Genomic DNA, 16,045 nt, shown 5'->3' with positions numbered 1-16,045 from the left:
TCCCACGGGACGCCGCCGGCAGCGGCTGGCGGGCCGATCACCCTACCCCGTACCGTACGGTGCGATCGTCACACGGCATAGTAGGGGTCCCATCGGCCCCCGCCGTCGTCGCGGCGGTGCGGGCCCCGGCGCCGGGCACGCCGACACAGCAGCGAACAACGGGGAGTTGACGCAGGGATGGCGACACGCAGGGATGAGCTGAACGCCTACTCGTTCGCGCGCAAGCGCACGGTGGCCGCGTTTCTCCAGCCCTCGCCGCACGGTTCGGAGGAAGCGGCCCCGCGTCCGCTCAGGACCGTCGCCCCGAGCCTCGTCGTGGCCCTGCTGATCGTTGTCGCCTTCGGCTTCTGGGGCATACTCAAGCCCTCCGCGCCGACCGGCTGGAACAAGCCGGCCGAGAAGGTCATCGTCGGCGACGAGTCGACCACGCGCTACGTGGTACTGAAGACCGACGGCGAGCCGCAGTTGCACCCCGTCCTCAACCTCGCCTCCGCCCGGCTGCTCCTGGACCCGGAGAAGTTCGGGGTCATCAAGGTCAAGGAATCGGTGCTGGACAACAGCGGGATGACGCTGGGCACCACGATCGGCATCCCGTACGCCCCCGACCGGCTGCCGGGCGCCGACGACGCGGGCAGGGCCAAGACCTGGGCGCTGTGCGAGTCCCCGGGCGGCGGCACGAACGAGGCGACGCAGCGCGCGGTGTTCGTCATCAACCAGCAGAAGCCCAAGGAGGCGGCGCTCGTCGGCGGACGCAACCGGCTGCGCGACGACGAGGCCATGTACATCGAGGTGCCCGGCGGCGCGCAGTACCTGGTGACCGACAAGGGCAACGCCTATCTGCTGGGCGACCCGGCCGGCCGGCAGGACCCGGTCGTCGTGAACCTCCTGCGCCAGGTCGTCTTCGGTGCCTCCGCGCAGCCGCAGAAGGTGGACGCCGCCTTCCTGTCGACGCTCAACAGCAGGAACGGCGCCCTGTACTTCCCGCCCGTCGCCGACCTCGGCGCCCCGTCCACCGCCCCCGGACTGAGTCCGGAGCACGCGAAGGTCGGCCTGGTCCTCAAGGCCAACAACGACCAGTACGTGGTGCAGAAGGACCGCGTCGTGCGGGTCACGGACTTCGTGGCGAAGCTGCTGCTCAACATCCCGCAGGCGGCGTCGTTCTACACCGGTTCGCCGCAGCCCGCGTCCGTCGGCATCGGCGAGGTCGCCTCGGCGCAGGCGAGCGAGACGTATCTGAACAACCTCGGCTGGCCCGAGAAGGCGGTCACCCAGGCCAACACCCAGGACGCGGACACCGGCCGCCGGGTGGCGTGCAGCGTGTACGGCGGCGGCGACGACAGGCTCACCCAGCAGCCGTCGATGACGATGTGGGCGGGCCGCAAGTTCCCCCGGGACGTGGCGCAGAGCGGTACGAACACCTACGTCTCCCCTGGCAGCGGCCTGTTCTACAAGGCGTACGACGGCACCGACAAGCGCATCGGGTCCATCTACCTCGTCACCGACACCGGTTTGCGCTACTCGGTGCCGACGACGGGCGACAGCGATGCGGGCGGCGCCGCGAAACAGGACGCGGAAGTCGGTGTCGTCCAGACCAAATTGGGGTACGGGAAGAACTCCCCGGTGCCCGTGCCGAAGATTTGGTCCGATCTTCTGGCGACCGGTCCGACCCTCGACGAAGGCGCCGCGAAACAGGCACAGGGTTCCTGATCAAGACCGGAACAATACCGTCGTCGCCCTTCAACGCCCGCAGTAACGTGAGGGTTTGGTGATGACGGTCAGGATCCCGATACGGAACCGGTTATCTGTTCGCCCTGTCGTGGGTATTGGCTAGAGTTGAAGACCGGCGACACTCAACCGTCGCCGATCGCATACCGGATCTTCTACGTCTCATGGGGGACTCCACACATGGCTGGACAGCAGTTCACCATGACCGAGGAGGAGATGGTTGCCTTCAGCAGCCGTATCTCCACGGTCAACTCCTCGATCCAGGGCGAGATTCGCCGCCTCCAGACCGTGATCGACACGATCACCTCGGGCTGGAAGGGCTCCGCCGCCACGGCGTACAACAACCTGCAGACGCAGGTGAACCAGGACGCCAACAAGATCAACCAGATCCTGGGCGACATCAAGGAAGCCGTCGACGCGAGCACCCGGAACTACTCCGCCTCCGAGGAGGAGCAGCGCGCGTCCATCCAGAGCATCTCGGGCCAGGGTGGCAACCCGTTCGGATGACCGGCTCCGTGCGCCGCTGCCCGCCGCCCGTCACGGGCGCGCGGCCGCGCACGCCGCAGCTGCCGTTCCCGTCCGAATCCAACATCTGAGGAGACATCACATGTCCGGGCAGATCTTGGTCAACTTCCAGACCATCTCCCAGGCCGCGACGGACGTCCGTACGACGGCCAACAACATCAAGCGCCAGCTGGACGACCTCGAGGCCGGCGTCAAGAAGATCGCCGCCACGTGGGAGGGCTCGGCGCAGGAGGCCTACCGCGCCAAGCAGACCGAGTGGGACCAGCGCGCCGCCTCCATGCACCAGACGCTGGAGGCCATCGCCCGCGCCCTCGACACCGCCGCGCAGAACTACCAGGACACAGAGAACAAGAACCGGCAGATCTGGGGCTGATGGCGCGCGCCAGGCCGCGTCACACGCGATGAGGGCGGGCGGTACGGACGACGTACGTGCTCGCCCTCATCGGCGGTTCGGCCCACGAACCGCACACAACGGGAGGACGGAACACCAGTGGGATCGCACGCCGTGAGGCGCACCGCCGCACTCGCCGCAGCCGCGGCGATCACCGCCTTCGGCCCACCGGCTGCCGCGCCCGCCGCCGGTGCCGCCCCCGCGGTGGACGCCCCGGCCGACGGCGCGCGGACCGTCCTCGCGGACGACGGCGGCCTGGGGGAGCGCTTCCAGATCGACGACACCCAGTGCTCGTTCCCGTCCGACCCCATCGCGGGCACACCGTGGTCGCTGCAGCGCATCGTCCTGGACCAGCTCTGGCAGGACACCCAGGGCCTCGGCGTCGTCGTCGCCGTCATCGACACCGGCGTGGACGACCAGAACAAGCAGCTCGCCACGGCCGTCACCCGCGAGATCGGCAGCGGCGCCGGCAAGAAGCACGCGGGACTGGACGTCTTCGACCGCAACGGCGACGGCACCAAGGACGACGTCGGCCACGGCACCAAGGTCGCCGGCATCATCGCCGCCCGACCCGCCCCGGACACCGGTTTCGTCGGCATCGCCCCGCGCGCCTCGATCCTCGCCATCCGGCAGAACGACAACCAGGGCGGCGGCACGGTCAGGACGATGACCAAGGCGATCCGCTACGCGGTGGACAGCGGCGCCAAGGTCATCAACATCTCCCAGGACACCGCCTCCAGGATGCCGCCCGACTCGGCCCTGGAGCAGGCCGTCGAGTACGCGAAGGACAAGGACGTCCTCATCGTCGCCTCCGCGGGCAACGACGGCGCCGACGGCAAGGTCAAGCCGACCTACCCCGCCTCCTACGACGGCGTCCTCGCCGTCGGCGCCTCCGACCGCGACAACGCCCGCGCCAACTTCTCCCAGCCGGGCCCCTTCGTGGGCGTCGCGGCCCCCGGCGTCGACATGGTCTCCACCGTTCCCTACGGCGGCCACTGCATCGACCAGGGCACCAGCTTCTCCGCCCCGTACGTCTCCGGCGTCGCTGCCCTCATCCGGGCCAAGCACCCCGACTGGACCTACCGCCAGGTGATCACCCAGATCGAGCAGACCGCCGACCGCGGCAAGCCCGGCCGCGACGACTTCGTCGGCTGGGGCGTCGTCGACCCGGTCGCCGCGGTCAACGACGACGCGACCACCCCCCAGGCCGCCCCGACGCCCGACCCGGTCGTCAACCCCGGTGGCCACGAGAAGATCGAGGCCGCCACCGTCGTCCTCGGCGAGAGCCCCGAGCAACGCATCGAGCGCTACGCCGTCTACACGGTCGGCGGCGCGGCCGGGGGCATTGCCCTGCTGGTGGGAGGCGGGGTCGTCCTCGGCGACTGGCGTCGCAAGCGAGGGATCCACACATGAGCAGGAACGGGGAGCGACACGATGACTGACCAGTACAAGGTCGATCTCAGTGAGCTGGAGGACACGATCACCAAGCTCAACGGGGTGATCAGCCAATTGGGCGTTGCCAACGTCTGCGCGAAGAACGACACCTACCTGCCGCCCGGCGCGCTCGGATCGGCATTCGAGGAAGCCGATCAACTCGCCCGTGCGCACGAGGAGATGAAGACGCACATCGAGTCGGTTGTGGCCTACATCCACGGCGTCATGAACGACTTCGGTGGCAAGACCAAGAAGGTGCACGGCCATTACTCGGACGCCGAATACGACGCGCAGGGCGGCATGTCCGGCAGCGGCAAGTGAACACATCAAGCGCGGATCGATGATCGTCGTGCCGGTCGCAAAGGGGGACACGCATCATGGCTGACGAGGGAACTTACTACGAGTACCAGGCCCCGACGCAGTGCTACGCCGGGGAGCACACCACGAACTTCGCCGGCACGAAGAACATGGACCAGATGAAGGCCATGCTCGCCAACGCCGACCACGTGGAGGTCGAGTCCTGCGCCCAGGGCTGGCTCCAGGTGCACGACCAGCTGGTCACCGGATCCGGCAGCGCCAAGGCCGTCTTCGACGCCGCCGTCGAGCACATCACCCAGCACTGGGACGGCGCCGCGGCGGAGGGGTTCCGCGCGCAGGCCACGGTGATCAGCAAGATGATCACCGACTGCTCCACGTACGCCAAGTACACCTCGCAGGCGATGACCAACGCGGCGTCCGTGCTCAAGACCATCAAGCCGCAGGTCGACGCGATGGAGAAGCCCGGCACCCTGTCCAGCTGGGGCGACGCCCTCGGCGACGGCTTCGACCGCAGCGACGCGCAGCTGCACACCGACCTCGCGAACGGGGTGGACACGCAGTCCGCGCTCGACCGCAGCCGCGGCTCGCTGTCGGCGGGCAAGGAAGCGCAGCTCGAAATGGCTGTGAAGATGGAGCAGCTGGGCGCGGGGTACAACGCGCAGTCGCGTGCGATGGGGACGTGGACCGTCAAGCCGCCGCCCAAGGGCCGGGTCAACGACAGTGATGACTACCCGGGGGATCCGGGCGGGGTCGCGCCCGTTCCGGTGATGCTGCCTCCGGAAATCACCCAGCCGAGCACGGAGTCCTCACGTCGCCCGACGGGTCGGACCTCGACCGGCACGGTGACGCCGGTCAAGGAGGTGAAGTCACCCCGGGAAGGCGGCATCACCGGTGGGGTGCAGAAGCCGCCTTCGAGTACGAAGCCTCAGGTCGGTACGGCCATCGACGGCATCGCCGGGGGTACGACCGGCACCGGTGGGTACGGCGGAGGCACCGCCGGCATCGGTGGCGGCGTCGGTGGAGTCGGTGCCCCCGGAGCCGGTGGTACCGCGGGTGTCGGCGGCGCCGGTGCCGGTCTTCCGGGCGCCTTGGGCGGCCTTGGCGGACGCGGTGGCAAGGCCCCTGCTTCCGGCGCCGGAGGTGCGGGGCGCGCGGGCGCGGCCGGCCGAGGTGGCATGCCCGGCGCAGGCGGTGCGGGCGCTGGGGCAGGCGGCCGGGGCGGTGCCACCGCAGGACGAGGGGGCAGCCTTGCCCGTCGCGGTGGCGGCGTTGTGGGAGCGGCCAAGGGCACCGGGTCCGGCACCCGAGGCACGCCGGGCGGTTCGGGCCTGCACAAGAGCCGCGGCGCCACGGGCGCGGGCGGGAGCAACGTCGGCAAGGGCGCGAACCGCATGATGGGCCGCGGCCAGACCGATCGGGCGGAAGAGGAAGAGCGGCGCGACGGCGAGCGTCCCGACTATCTGGTCGAGGACGAGGAGACCTGGACACCCGAGCGCAACAACGCTCCTCGGGTCATCGAGTAACCAATTGGTCCACCGCACGATGTAGAAAGGCTCGGGGGTACGGCTGTTGGCTGTGCCTCCGACCTGCCCAGGAAAGGACGTTCAGGTGGCTCTCGCGCGAATGCTGCGGATCGCAGGTGGGGCGGCGCTCGCAAGTGCCCTGATCTTCGCTTCGGCGCCGGTGGCGGCGGCTGACGACGTCAGGGACAAGCAGTGGCCTCTCGTCGCCTTCGACGCAGAAGCCATCTGGAAGATCACGCGGGGCAAGGGGGTGACCGTAGCCGTCATCGACTCCGGGGTGAACGCGAACCATGTCGATCTCAAGGGAAATGTGATCGAGGGCAAGGACTTCATGGATGGGGGCTCCACCGACCCCGGCCCCAATGAGTCACATGGCACGGAGATGGCTTCGGTCATTGCCGGTCACGGCCACGGCCCTGATTCCTCGGAGGGCATCATGGGGCTCGCTCCCGAGGCCAAGATCCTTGACATCCGCGATGACGGTGGCAGCACGGGTGGTTTCGCCTCATCGATCCGGTACGCCGTTGATCACGGCGCGTCGGTCATCAACATCTCGTCAGAGGGGTCGTCGAGGCTGGACGCGGAGGCGGAGGCGATCGCCTACGCGCTTCAGAAGAACGTCCTGGTCGTGGCCGGTGCGGGTAACGACGGCTCCGAAACGGGCTACCCGGCCGGCTATCCGGGCGCAGTGGCTGTCGGCGGCGTGAAGAACGACACGCAAATCTGGGAGAACTCGAACTACGGCCCGCAATTGCTCCTGACGGCGCCCGCGACGTTCATCCTCGCTGCGGGAACGAAGTCCGACACCGCTTACCGGTCCGGCACCGGCACATCCGATTCCACGGCGTTCGTCTCCGCGGCCGCCGCGCTCCTGCGCGCCAAGTTCCCGGATCTGACCGCAGGTCAGATCGTCAACCGCCTGACCAGGACCGCCGGGCTCCCCGCGTCGGCCAAGGGCCTCGCTCTCCCGGACGAGCACTACGGCTACGGCTTCATCCAGCCCCTGGCCGCCCTCACCCGGGACATCCCCGCCGGGCCCACGTACGGTCCGCTGGCCGTGCCGGAGTCGCTGAAGACGGGGCAGAACGACGGCGGCCAAGGGGCCACGCCCGACCCGTCGGCCACCGCGCCGAACGCCACCGGCGGTGCCATGAGCGACGACGAGCAGGCGGCGGCCGACCGCAAGCAGGTCATCGCCCTCAGTGCGATCGGCCTGGTCGGCCTCCTCGTCCTCGCTCTGATCGTCTTCGTGATCGTCAGGATCGCCCGCCGCAACAAGGGCGGCGGCAACGACCGTCCGGGCGGTCCCGGTGCGCCCGGCGGCGTGTATCAGCCGTACGGCGGTCCGCAGCCGCCGCAGCAGCAGGTCAATCCGTACGCCCAGAACAACCCGTACGGGGGGCAGCAGCAGCAGACGCCGCCGCCCTCGTCGTGGGGTTCGGGGCGCCAGTAACGCACAGCCGCTCGCACGTCCGACACATTCAACGGGGAGACGACATCGGCCATGGCCGGTTACTACAAGGTGGAACTCGACGCGCTCGCTGATCTCGGTACGCAGTTGGGGAACTGTGCCGACGAGATGCGCTCGGCGATGAAGGTCCTGAAGGACATCGGCCCGAAGGGCTCCGGCTTCGCCGATCTGGAGGCGGCCTGCGACGAGTTCCAGGACGCCTGGGGGTACGGGATCGGGCTGATCGCGGACGCGACGGGCGGGATCACGGAGGGGCTCAAGGCGACGCATCAGGTGTACGCGACCCTGGAGCAGCAGATCGCCGCGTCCTTCACGTCCGGGAACGGCGCGAACGGCGGGAACGGCGGAAGCACCGCAAGCGCCGGCAAGGGCGGCGCCCAGTGACGGCCGCCACCGGGACAGCGCCGGTGCCGATACCGGCGTTCCGATTCCAGGTGCAGCAGGACTTCCACGAGATACCCCTCGGCCTCGGTGTCGAGGACGACCCCTTCGACGAGCAGATGCGCGCCTTCGCCCGCGACTACTGGGGTGACGCGGAGGAGCTGGAACCGCTCCGCATGCTGATGAAGGCGATGTACGCGGCCAACTCCCGGCAGCTCGCCGAAGAGGGCGCCGTCTACAACGCGTTGGGTGTCTTCCCCATCGGCGGTACCTCGGACGGCGCGACGCCCCCCGAACGGGTGAGCCGTTGCAGCCTGCTGGTGAGCGTGCGCGAGCTGGACGTGCCGGATCCGGGGCTGGCGGCCGCGGGCATCGCCGAACTGCTGGCGCGCGAGGCCGGCGAAGAGGGCACCGTCCAGCTGATAGCGCTGCCTGCCGGACCCGCCGTCGTACGGGTGGGGGGCAGTCGCGCCGTATGGGAGCGCGACGGGGGTGCGAACGCCGAAGAAGGCGTTGTCGAGCGGTTCTTCGTCCGGGTCGAGGTCTGGGTGCCGTTCCCGGACGAGGACAAGGTGCTGCTGCTCTGCCTCAGCACCTCCGACGTGCAGGACCTCTTCATGTACCAGGCGGTCCTCGCGGACATCGCCGACACCGTGACCTTCGGCGCCGACGACGCGCCCGTCGCTGCGGGGTCCGCCCCGAAGCCCCGTACGTTCGGCTGAGCGCCCAGGGAGGATCCGCACACCATGAGCACCATGACCTACGAGGCCCTGGGCTTCGATCCGGCACCGGGCATACCCGCCTCCGTGGAGCGCCTTGTCACCACGTTGAGCAAGGTCGGCAACGAACTGCACCAGGCGCACTCCACCCTCACCCGGTTGGGCCGAAGCGACGGGATCTGGGAGGGCGATGCCGCAGCCGGCTTCGCGCAGAAGGTCGGTGAGCTGCCGAAGTACCTGAACGACGGCTACGGCTCGCTCATCGACGCCGCGCACAGCCTGCACCAGTGGCAGGCGCAGCTCGTGGACTTCCAGACGCTCGCCGCCCGTTACGAGACGGAGGCCGCCGAGGCGCGCCGCGTTCTCAAGGCGGCCGAGGGCGATCCGGACCTGAAGCTGGCGGGGCAGACCTTCGACACCGATGCCGCCCTGCAGAACGCACAACAGCGCCTGGACTTCGCGGTCAAGAGGGTCAACGACGCGACCGGCGACCTCAGCGCCGTCATCAAGAAGGCGCAGGATCTGCTCGGTGAGCACGAGAAGGCGGCGCGGACCGCGGCGTCCGCGGTCCGCAAGGCCGCCGAACGCGCGCCCGACGAGCCCGGTCTCTTCGACCGCTTCATGGACGCCCTCAAGGGTCTGGGCGACAAGATCAAGGAGCTTGCCGGGGACGTCTGGGCGTGGATGAAGGAGCACGCCGACACCCTCTACAAGATCGGCGACTGGCTCGGGTACGCGAGTGCCGCCTGCGACGTGCTCGCGGTCGTCTTCTCGGAGACCGTGATCGGCGCTGTCGTCTTCGAGGCCATCGGCATGGTCCTGAACGGCGGGGCGCTCGCCTTCCACGCCGCGGGCTGGGCGGCGGGCTCCAAGAAGGGCTCGTGGACGGACATCGGGCTCGACATCGCGGGCTTCATCCCCTTCGGGGACCTCGCGCGCGGCGGCAAGGTGCTCAAGGGCGCCTTCAAGGGGGTCTCGATCCCCTCGAACGTGCTGCAGATGGGGTCGAAGGCGGCCGACGCCTTCAAGCGCGCCGACGACATCGTCGCCTCGGTCGGCGGGAGCGCCTGGAACTACGCGGAGCGCGAGGGCATGCGCTCGCTGGGCATCATCGGCGGCAAGGTCGACGCGGTCAAGATCACCGCCGACACGTTCAAGGAGCGCTTCCAGATCGCCGTGGCGAAGGAGTTCGGCGACTCGACGCTGTACCGCGCGGCCAGCGGCCGGCTCGGGAGCGCCCTCGACCAGGTGGTACCGAAGCTCGTCGAACACACCCCGCTCGGGCGTATCCCGGCCATCGCCGACTCCGTCAAGCCCGTGATGGACGACGCCGGCAATGTGGTGCGGCACTATGTCGATCCGCGTTCCTGGACGGCGCGCGGCTACGAGGCGATCACCGGGGCCAAGGGCCTGTACACCGAAGGCGTGCGCCTGGTGACGGATGACGTGCAGTACGCGTCCGACAAGGTCCATGAATCGATCGACCACGCCCGAGAGACGGCCGGTAGGGTCTTGGACGGCATTTCCCGAGCCAATCCCTTCGGATGAGCAGAGACCGGACAGGTTTGCCCCCATGAATGTGATGCACACCGACCCCCGCACCGCGGTCCGGTCCCCGAAGTCCCTGGCGGGCGCGCGGCTGCGCTACACGCTGCAGTGGGTGTGGTTCCCCTGTCTGGCGGCGGTCTGGCTCCTGCCCTACCTCCTGCTGGTGGTGGGCTACTTCACGGTCTTCTTCCCGCTCGCCTTCGTCTGGGACATCGACGTGCCGGCACCGCCGGGAAGCGGCCGCCGCTTCCGGTGGCGGCGCCGGATGTGGCTCAACCGCAAGCGGATGCGCCGCGAGTGCTCCGGCGATCTGCCGTGGCTGGAGGACCAGTTCCGCGCGCTGCTCGACGGCCGCGCGCCGATCCTCCTGGGCCGGCAGAGCAGCGGGACGGTGTGGCGCCACCGCGACGGCCGGGTCGAGATCGACGACAGCTACTTCCGGCAGATCGGCGCCGCGCGCGCCCTCGCGGTCGCGCGGGAACTCGGCTGGACCCCGGACCGGAAGGGCACCGAGGACCTGCCCGTGTGGCTGGTGCTGCGCGCCGCGCCCCGCGCCTGACCGTACGCGGCGCGGTGCTCGTTCCGGGCGCCTGTGCCCGGGTCGTCCTTCGTCCGGGGAGCGTTCGCCCGGGGAGCGATCCGCTCCCGTCGTGACGCGGGCCGTCAAGCCCGTGCCCCGATGCTGCGTGCAGGACCGATTCGCCCGGTGGATCGGTTCGCGCGGCAGTGTCCCGCCGTACCGGCTGTCGTTGTGCGCGGTGGAATCGACGACGGCCGCGACGACCCGCGGTCCGGGCGGGAGGGCATGTGGTGTTCAAGGTCTGCCCGGAGGACCTCGAGGGGTACGGACGCCTGATCGACAGGGCCGCGGGCGATGTGGCGGAGGGCGGGGCCTATCTGAGGCGCCACGGTACGGTCGCCGAATCCGCCCAGGGCCTGTGCAGCCAGGTGTTCGACGTCCACGGCACCGTGCTGCGGGACATGGCGGCCACCTGCGAGAAGTTGCGCACCCTGCTGGAGGCGTCGGCCGCGGAACTGACCAGGTCCGCCGCGTACTACCGCGTGACCGACCGGGCGGAGGCCGCGCGGGTTGACGCCTTGCGGCCCGCGGCCGGACACCGGGGCGGCACGTGATGGGTCCTGCCGACGTCGTGGAACCGGCACGGCACCTCGTGGCGCCCGGTGCGCCCGCTGAGTTCCACAGCCCGCTCGAAGTGCTCAACCAGGCCGGCGACCTCATCAGCCCCGCCTTCTGGATGGCGGAGATCTGCGACGTCGCCCTCGGCTTCCAACCCATGGACGAGGCCAAGGAGTACTTCGCCGGCGACTGGGAGACCTACGCCAAGTGCGCCCAGGTGTGGGAACGGCTCGGCAGCACACTCGGCGACGTCTCCAGGAACATCGGTGCCGGCAGGGACTGCGTCGACAGCACCTGGGACGGCAACGCGGCCGACGCCGCCCGCGCCTACTTCGACGGCATCGCCGGGCGCTGCGACGGCCTGCAGGCCGAACTCGACGCCCTCGGGACCCAGTACAAGGTGATCTCCCACGGCGTCTGGTCCGCCGCGGAGGCCGTCGGCGCGGTCCTCAGCGGCATCGCCGACGCCGCTGCCATGGCGGCGATCTCGGCCGCGGCGGGCACCATGACCTCCTGGACGGGCTGGGGCGCCGCCGTCGGGTACGGAGCGGCGGCCCTCGAGATCGCGCGCATCGTCGAACTCTGGGGCGAGGCGACCCAGGCGGTGAACGCCGCACAGCGCCTGGTGAACGCCGCCCTCGGGGCCGTCGAGCAGGCGGGTGGCGGTCTCGCCACCGCGTTCCACGACGTCCCGCTTCCCGGGGCGGCCTACGACAATCCCGCAGTGGGGCCTGCCCTGCCGGGACAGAGGTGACGTGTGCGGAGGGAAGAAGACGCCTTCGAGGTCGGCGAAGCGGAACTGCTCGGGCCGGCGGTCGATCCCGTGCGCGCAAGGGTCCTCCGCGAACAGCTCCGCCGTCTCGCGAAGGGCGGCGCGGGGGACCCCGTCCTGCAGGAGATGGCGGCCGAAGTGCTGGCCGGCCGGGTCGGGTTGCGCGAAGCCCTGCGGATTCCCGCCTACGCGGAGGCCCTCGGGGAGCGCGTGCGTGCCTTCCGCCGGACGTGGGCCGAGATGAGCCCCCAGGAGAGGGCGGAGCACGAGGCGGAAGCCCTGCGCTTCGCCCAGGCGCAGCGTGACGCACGGTAGGAGGCCGAGTGTTCCCGGAACCCGAACCCGAGCCGGAGCCGGAATCGGACGTGGCCGAGCGTGACGCGGGCAGCAGTGCCGGTGCATTTCTCGGTGGGGTCGGTCTGACGTCGGGAGCCGTGTTCGCGCTCGGGCTCTGGGCGGTGTTCGTCGGTACTGCGGTGGCAGGTGACTTCTCGCCCGCGGGCCTGATCGCCGCCCTGCTCGTCTCCTTGTCCGCGTGGCTCGCATGGCGCGGCCGGCGGCTGCGGCATGCGGGCTGGAGCTGCGGCGGACTCGTGCTGCTGTTCGCCGTCATGACCCTCACCAAGCACCTGCCGATGTGAGCCGCAGCGCCGGTCCCGGTCACCAGGCGGCCGGCGGGAGCCGCAGGGCCCCGGAGAGGCCCGGGTGCCCCGCGGTCGCGTTGTGGACCGCGTCAAGGTGTCCGGTGGCCCACGAGCAGCTCCGCCAGGCCCGCCGGGTTGCTCAGTGCCACCAGGTGGCCGCCGGGCAGGACGTCCGCCTCCACGCCGAGGCGTTCGCGGGCGACGCGTCGCTGGAACTCCTCGGGGAAGAGCCGGTCGTCGCGGCCGGCGACGACACGGGTGGGCACGTCCGGCCAGGCCGGCAGCGGGAAGGGGACGCCGAACGGGGTGTCGGACTGGCGGGGCTCCCGGGCGAGGGCCGCTTCCACCAGGGGCCGCGGCAGGTCGTGGAAGAAGGTCACCAGGGGGTCGAAGTCCGCGTCCGGCGGGCGGCCCTCGGCGAGGTCGAGCGCCCGCCGGGCCCCGGGCTGGCCCGTGTTCGCCCACCAGTCCCCCGCGGTCTCCCCGGGGGCCGGGATCATCGCGTTGACCAGGACGAGCAGTTCGACCCGGTCGCCCAGACGCTCGCAGGCCAGGGGCGCGGTGAACCCGCCCATCGACTGGGCGACCAGCACCAGGTGCTCGCGGTCGCCCACGGCGGCGGCGACCGCGTCCGCGTACTCCTCCAGCCCCGCCGTGTCGTCGTCCGTGGGGAGTTCGACCGCCAGGGCCTCGTGGCCGCGGCGGCGCAGCTCCGGCACCACGAGCTGCCAGTACCAGGCGCTGTCGCCGCCCGCTCCGGGGATCAGGGCGTAGGTTGTGGTCGTCACGGTCGCGGGCTCCGTCCTGCCGTCATGCCCTCGCCAGGACGGAGGCGAAGCTGTCGAGGATGTGGTGGACGCCCGCCTCGGTCCGGGCGAAGTGCTCGGCGGGGACGTCGGGCTGGCAATAGACGACCTCGGTCTTGTCGCCGTGGTCGGTGAACGCGGCGTCCATGACGACCTCGGCGCCGTCGGGGCCGCCCATCGTCCACACCAGCCGCTCCTGCCGTACGACCTCGCGGTAGGTGCCGCCCAGCGGCATGTCGCCCTGGGGGGTGGTGACGGTGGCGCTCCATGTGCCGCCGGTGCGGACGTCGCTGACGACCGTCGGCAGCGGGGCGCCGAACCACTGGGCGAAGTACTCGCGCTCGGTCCACACCTTCCAGACCTTGGCGAGCGGCGCGTCGAAGACCCGGGTGACGGTGATGTCGTTCATGGAGGCATGCCTTCCTCGGTACGGCGGCGGAGCGTGTGCGGCGCACTCCTTCTCACGAGGGGGCAGACCGGCGGCGGGCCCCGGACTCATCGGTCGGCCCGCCCCGATGTCCGACCCTCGTGATCTCATCGGCAGGAGCGAGGAGAGGAGCCGGGGCATGACCGTCGAGGTGAGGATCGAAGCGTGGGGGCAGGACGATCTCGCCCTGCTGCGGCGCACGAACGCGCCCGAGATGATGGCGCACCTGGGGGGCCCGGAGAGCGAGGAGCAACTGCGGGCCCGGCACGCGCGGTATCTGGAGCGGCACGGCGGCGGGGGGATGTTCCGCATCGTGCTGTCGCCCACGGGCGAACCGGCGGGCACCATCGGCTACTGGGAGCGGACCTGGCGGGGGGAGACGGTGTACGAGACGGGCTGGAGCGTCCTGCCGGAGTACCAGGGGCGCGGCATTGCCGTGGCGGCGGGACGCGAGATCATCGGGCTGGCGACGGAGGCGGCGTCGGCCGGGGACGGGCCGCGGTCCCTGCACGCGTACCCGAAGGTGGACAACCCCGCGTCGAACGCGATCTGCCGCAGACTCGGCTTCACGCTCGTCGAGGAGTGCGACTTCGAGTACCCCGCCGGCCATCCGATCCGCTGCAACGACTGGCGGCTGGAGCTCACCCCCGCCGGCTGACGCGGCGGCCGACCGGCGGACCGGCTGCCGGGCCTACCAGGCGTCGCCGTCCCGCCAGTCGCACACGAGGCCGCCGTCGAGGTCGAGCGGCGCGGCCACCGGGAACACGTACACGCAGTCGTCGTCCTCCGGGGTGCGCCGGACCCCCGACGGCGTGAGCACGGAGGTGGGTCCCCGCCACGGCCGCCAGCCGCGGGCCGCGTAGAAGCCTCCGGCGCCGTCGGCGGCGGCCAGCGCGCCCAGGTCGTACGCGCGGCGCAGCCGGCGTTCCAGCGCGTCCATCAGGGCGGCGCCGTGACCGCGCCCGCGGCGGTCCGCGCGCACGCCCACCCCCTCGACGTAACCGGCCCGCAGGGCACGTCCGCGGTGCAGCACACGGCGCTGCACGAGGGCGGCGTGCCCGATCAGCTCCGCGCCCTCCCACACCAGGGTGTGCAGGCCGCCGAGGGAGTGCTCCCAGTCCGCGGCGTCCAGGCCGCCGTCGAAGGCCTCGACGAGCAGGGCGCGTGCCGCGTCCAGGACGGCGCCGTCCAGGTCGGCGGTGTGGGCCACGTCGACGCGGATACGGGTCATGTGCCCATCCTCGCAGCAGGCTTCGCGGCAGGGGCGGTGTCGGTGGGTGCTGCCATCATCGAGGCATGCTGAGCCTGGGAACCATCGTGCTGGGAGCCGCGGACGTGCACCGGGCCGCGGCCTTCTGGGGTGCCGCACTCGGGTACGTGCCGCGGGACGGGGACGTCGGGGACGACTGGGCGGTGCTGGTCCCCGCCGAGGGCGGCGCGGGCCCCGGCATCGCCGTGGGCCGCAGCGCCACCCCCGTCCAGGAGCACCCGCGGGTCCACCTCGACCTGTACGCCGAGGACGCCGCCGATCAGGCGGCACAGGTCGAGCGGCTGGTCGCCCTCGGGGCCGGGCGCGTCGACTGGGACCTGTACCCGCCGGACCCCGACTTCGTCGTGCTCGCCGACACCGAGGGCAACCGCTTCTGCGTCATCGACGCGTCCTTCGTGCCGTCGCCCGGTACCTCCTGAGGTACGTCGCCGTCCTGTGCCGGGGAGTGGCACGATGGCCCGCACACCCTTCTCGCGACGCACACGACCGGGGGCACCGAGCCGATGAGCAAGGAGATCAGCGACGCCGAGCTGATGGAGGTCGCCGCCGACCCGGAGCAGGCCCGCCGCCTGCACAAGGCGCTCAGGACGCTGGCGGACAACCCGAGGGTGACCGGCCCGCTGAAGGACATGGCGCGCGAGGTCCTGAACGGCCGTCTCGGCATGCGCGAGGCCCTGGACTCCGACGTCTGGCGCGGAGCCGTCGGTGACCGCATGGCCGAACTGCGCCGGAACGACGAGCGGATGACCCCCGAGGAGCGCGCCGAGGCGCGTGAGCGTGCCGCGCGGTGGTTCGAGCAGCAGGACCAGCGGGACCAGCAGGACCGGGACGAAGAGCGGGACGACCGGGACGCGCAGGGCCCGCCCGAAGCGCACGGCGCCGGTGCCGCCGACCCGCGCGACGTCCCGCCCGCCTACCGCCCGCCCACCCGGCGCGACTGACCGGCAGCCCAC

The 16,045-nt window shown here is 71.0% G+C and carries 21 protein-coding genes; 18 read left to right on the top strand and 3 right to left on the bottom strand.

The genetic code is table 11. The features are described 5' to 3' along the window. Positions 1-177: 177 nt before the first annotated feature. From eccB to ACIP64_RS25775, 15 genes are all read left to right on the top strand, one after another. On the top strand, positions 178-1,707 hold the full coding sequence (eccB, locus tag ACIP64_RS25845; protein ID WP_401591201.1) for a type VII secretion protein EccB: 1,530 nt from the start codon (positions 178-180) through the stop codon (positions 1,705-1,707). 198 nt (positions 1,708-1,905) lie between these two features. Further along, entirely contained in the window at positions 1,906-2,232 is a 327-nt protein-coding gene (locus ACIP64_RS25840) for a WXG100 family type VII secretion target (protein ID WP_360916100.1), read from the top strand. A gap of 100 nt (positions 2,233-2,332) precedes the next feature. After that, positions 2,333-2,623, top strand: a complete 291-nt coding sequence (locus ACIP64_RS25835; protein WP_360916103.1) for a WXG100 family type VII secretion target — start codon at positions 2,333-2,335, stop codon at positions 2,621-2,623. Between the two features lie 132 nt (positions 2,624-2,755). After that, on the top strand, positions 2,756-4,054 hold the full coding sequence (gene mycP, locus ACIP64_RS25830; RefSeq protein WP_401591198.1) for a type VII secretion-associated serine protease mycosin: 1,299 nt from the start codon (positions 2,756-2,758) through the stop codon (positions 4,052-4,054). Between the two features lie 21 nt (positions 4,055-4,075). Then, positions 4,076-4,396, top strand: coding sequence for a hypothetical protein (locus ACIP64_RS25825; protein WP_360916109.1), 321 nt, complete (start codon positions 4,076-4,078; stop codon positions 4,394-4,396). A gap of 56 nt (positions 4,397-4,452) precedes the next feature. Beyond that, complete coding sequence (locus ACIP64_RS25820; RefSeq protein ID WP_401591195.1) at positions 4,453-5,916, top strand: hypothetical protein; 1,464 nt, start codon at positions 4,453-4,455, stop codon at positions 5,914-5,916. 100 nt (positions 5,917-6,016) lie between these two features. Then, on the top strand, positions 6,017-7,369 hold the full coding sequence (locus ACIP64_RS25815; RefSeq protein ID WP_401591193.1) for a S8 family serine peptidase: 1,353 nt from the start codon (positions 6,017-6,019) through the stop codon (positions 7,367-7,369). Positions 7,370-7,420: 51 nt separating this feature from the next. Then, a complete protein-coding gene (locus ACIP64_RS25810; protein WP_401591190.1) occupies positions 7,421-7,771 on the top strand; it encodes a hypothetical protein in 351 nt (116 codons plus the stop codon). A 23-nt stretch (positions 7,772-7,794) separates the two neighbouring features. Beyond that, a complete protein-coding gene (locus ACIP64_RS25805) occupies positions 7,795-8,490 on the top strand; it encodes a hypothetical protein (protein WP_401591187.1) in 696 nt (231 codons plus the stop codon). A gap of 24 nt (positions 8,491-8,514) precedes the next feature. Then, complete coding sequence (locus ACIP64_RS25800) at positions 8,515-10,035, top strand: putative T7SS-secreted protein (RefSeq protein ID WP_401591185.1); 1,521 nt, start codon at positions 8,515-8,517, stop codon at positions 10,033-10,035. 25 nt (positions 10,036-10,060) lie between these two features. Then, positions 10,061-10,594, top strand: coding sequence for a hypothetical protein (locus ACIP64_RS25795; protein WP_401591182.1), 534 nt, complete (start codon positions 10,061-10,063; stop codon positions 10,592-10,594). 248 nt (positions 10,595-10,842) lie between these two features. Beyond that, complete coding sequence (locus ACIP64_RS25790) at positions 10,843-11,169, top strand: hypothetical protein (RefSeq protein WP_401591179.1); 327 nt, start codon at positions 10,843-10,845, stop codon at positions 11,167-11,169. Further along, a complete protein-coding gene (locus ACIP64_RS25785; protein ID WP_401591176.1) occupies positions 11,169-11,927 on the top strand; it encodes a hypothetical protein in 759 nt (252 codons plus the stop codon). Before ACIP64_RS25790 ends, ACIP64_RS25785 begins: the two co-directional genes overlap by 1 nt. Before the next feature lie 3 nt (positions 11,928-11,930). Then, positions 11,931-12,260, top strand: a complete 330-nt coding sequence (locus ACIP64_RS25780; RefSeq protein WP_401591173.1) for a hypothetical protein — start codon at positions 11,931-11,933, stop codon at positions 12,258-12,260. A gap of 8 nt (positions 12,261-12,268) precedes the next feature. Continuing rightward, on the top strand, positions 12,269-12,586 hold the full coding sequence (locus ACIP64_RS25775; protein ID WP_401591171.1) for a hypothetical protein: 318 nt from the start codon (positions 12,269-12,271) through the stop codon (positions 12,584-12,586). Positions 12,587-12,678: 92 nt separating this feature from the next. On the opposite strand, the gene ACIP64_RS25770 is transcribed toward ACIP64_RS25775, so the two are convergent. Together ACIP64_RS25770 and ACIP64_RS25765 are read right to left on the bottom strand one after the other, a co-directional pair. Further along, complete coding sequence (locus ACIP64_RS25770; RefSeq protein ID WP_401591168.1) at positions 12,679-13,377, bottom strand: alpha/beta fold hydrolase; 699 nt, start codon at positions 13,375-13,377, stop codon at positions 12,679-12,681. Positions 13,378-13,399: 22 nt separating this feature from the next. Beyond that, on the bottom strand, positions 13,400-13,804 hold the full coding sequence (locus tag ACIP64_RS25765) for an SRPBCC domain-containing protein (RefSeq protein ID WP_401591165.1): 405 nt from the start codon (positions 13,802-13,804) through the stop codon (positions 13,400-13,402). A gap of 157 nt (positions 13,805-13,961) precedes the next feature. Here ACIP64_RS25765 and ACIP64_RS25760 point away from each other — a divergent pair, with 157 nt between their 5' ends. Then, entirely contained in the window at positions 13,962-14,480 is a 519-nt protein-coding gene (locus tag ACIP64_RS25760) for a GNAT family N-acetyltransferase (RefSeq protein WP_401591163.1), read from the top strand. A 33-nt stretch (positions 14,481-14,513) separates the two neighbouring features. Here ACIP64_RS25760 and ACIP64_RS25755 read toward each other — a convergent pair whose 3' ends face one another. Further along, on the bottom strand, positions 14,514-15,053 hold the full coding sequence (locus tag ACIP64_RS25755; protein ID WP_401591160.1) for a GNAT family N-acetyltransferase: 540 nt from the start codon (positions 15,051-15,053) through the stop codon (positions 14,514-14,516). A gap of 65 nt (positions 15,054-15,118) precedes the next feature. Here ACIP64_RS25755 and ACIP64_RS25750 point away from each other — a divergent pair, with 65 nt between their 5' ends. Continuing rightward, entirely contained in the window at positions 15,119-15,511 is a 393-nt protein-coding gene (locus ACIP64_RS25750) for a VOC family protein (protein WP_401591157.1), read from the top strand. 84 nt (positions 15,512-15,595) lie between these two features. Continuing rightward, positions 15,596-16,033 (top strand): hypothetical protein, encoded by a 438-nt coding sequence (locus tag ACIP64_RS25745; RefSeq protein ID WP_401591155.1) that lies wholly within the window; start codon positions 15,596-15,598, stop codon positions 16,031-16,033. Positions 16,034-16,045: the final 12 nt, after the last annotated feature.

The sequence above is a fragment of the Streptomyces sp. NPDC088733 genome (assembly GCF_044751185.1).
In the GTDB taxonomy this organism is placed as follows: domain Bacteria; phylum Actinomycetota; class Actinomycetes; order Streptomycetales; family Streptomycetaceae; genus Actinacidiphila.
This window is presented reverse-complemented; position numbering and strand designations above follow the sequence as displayed.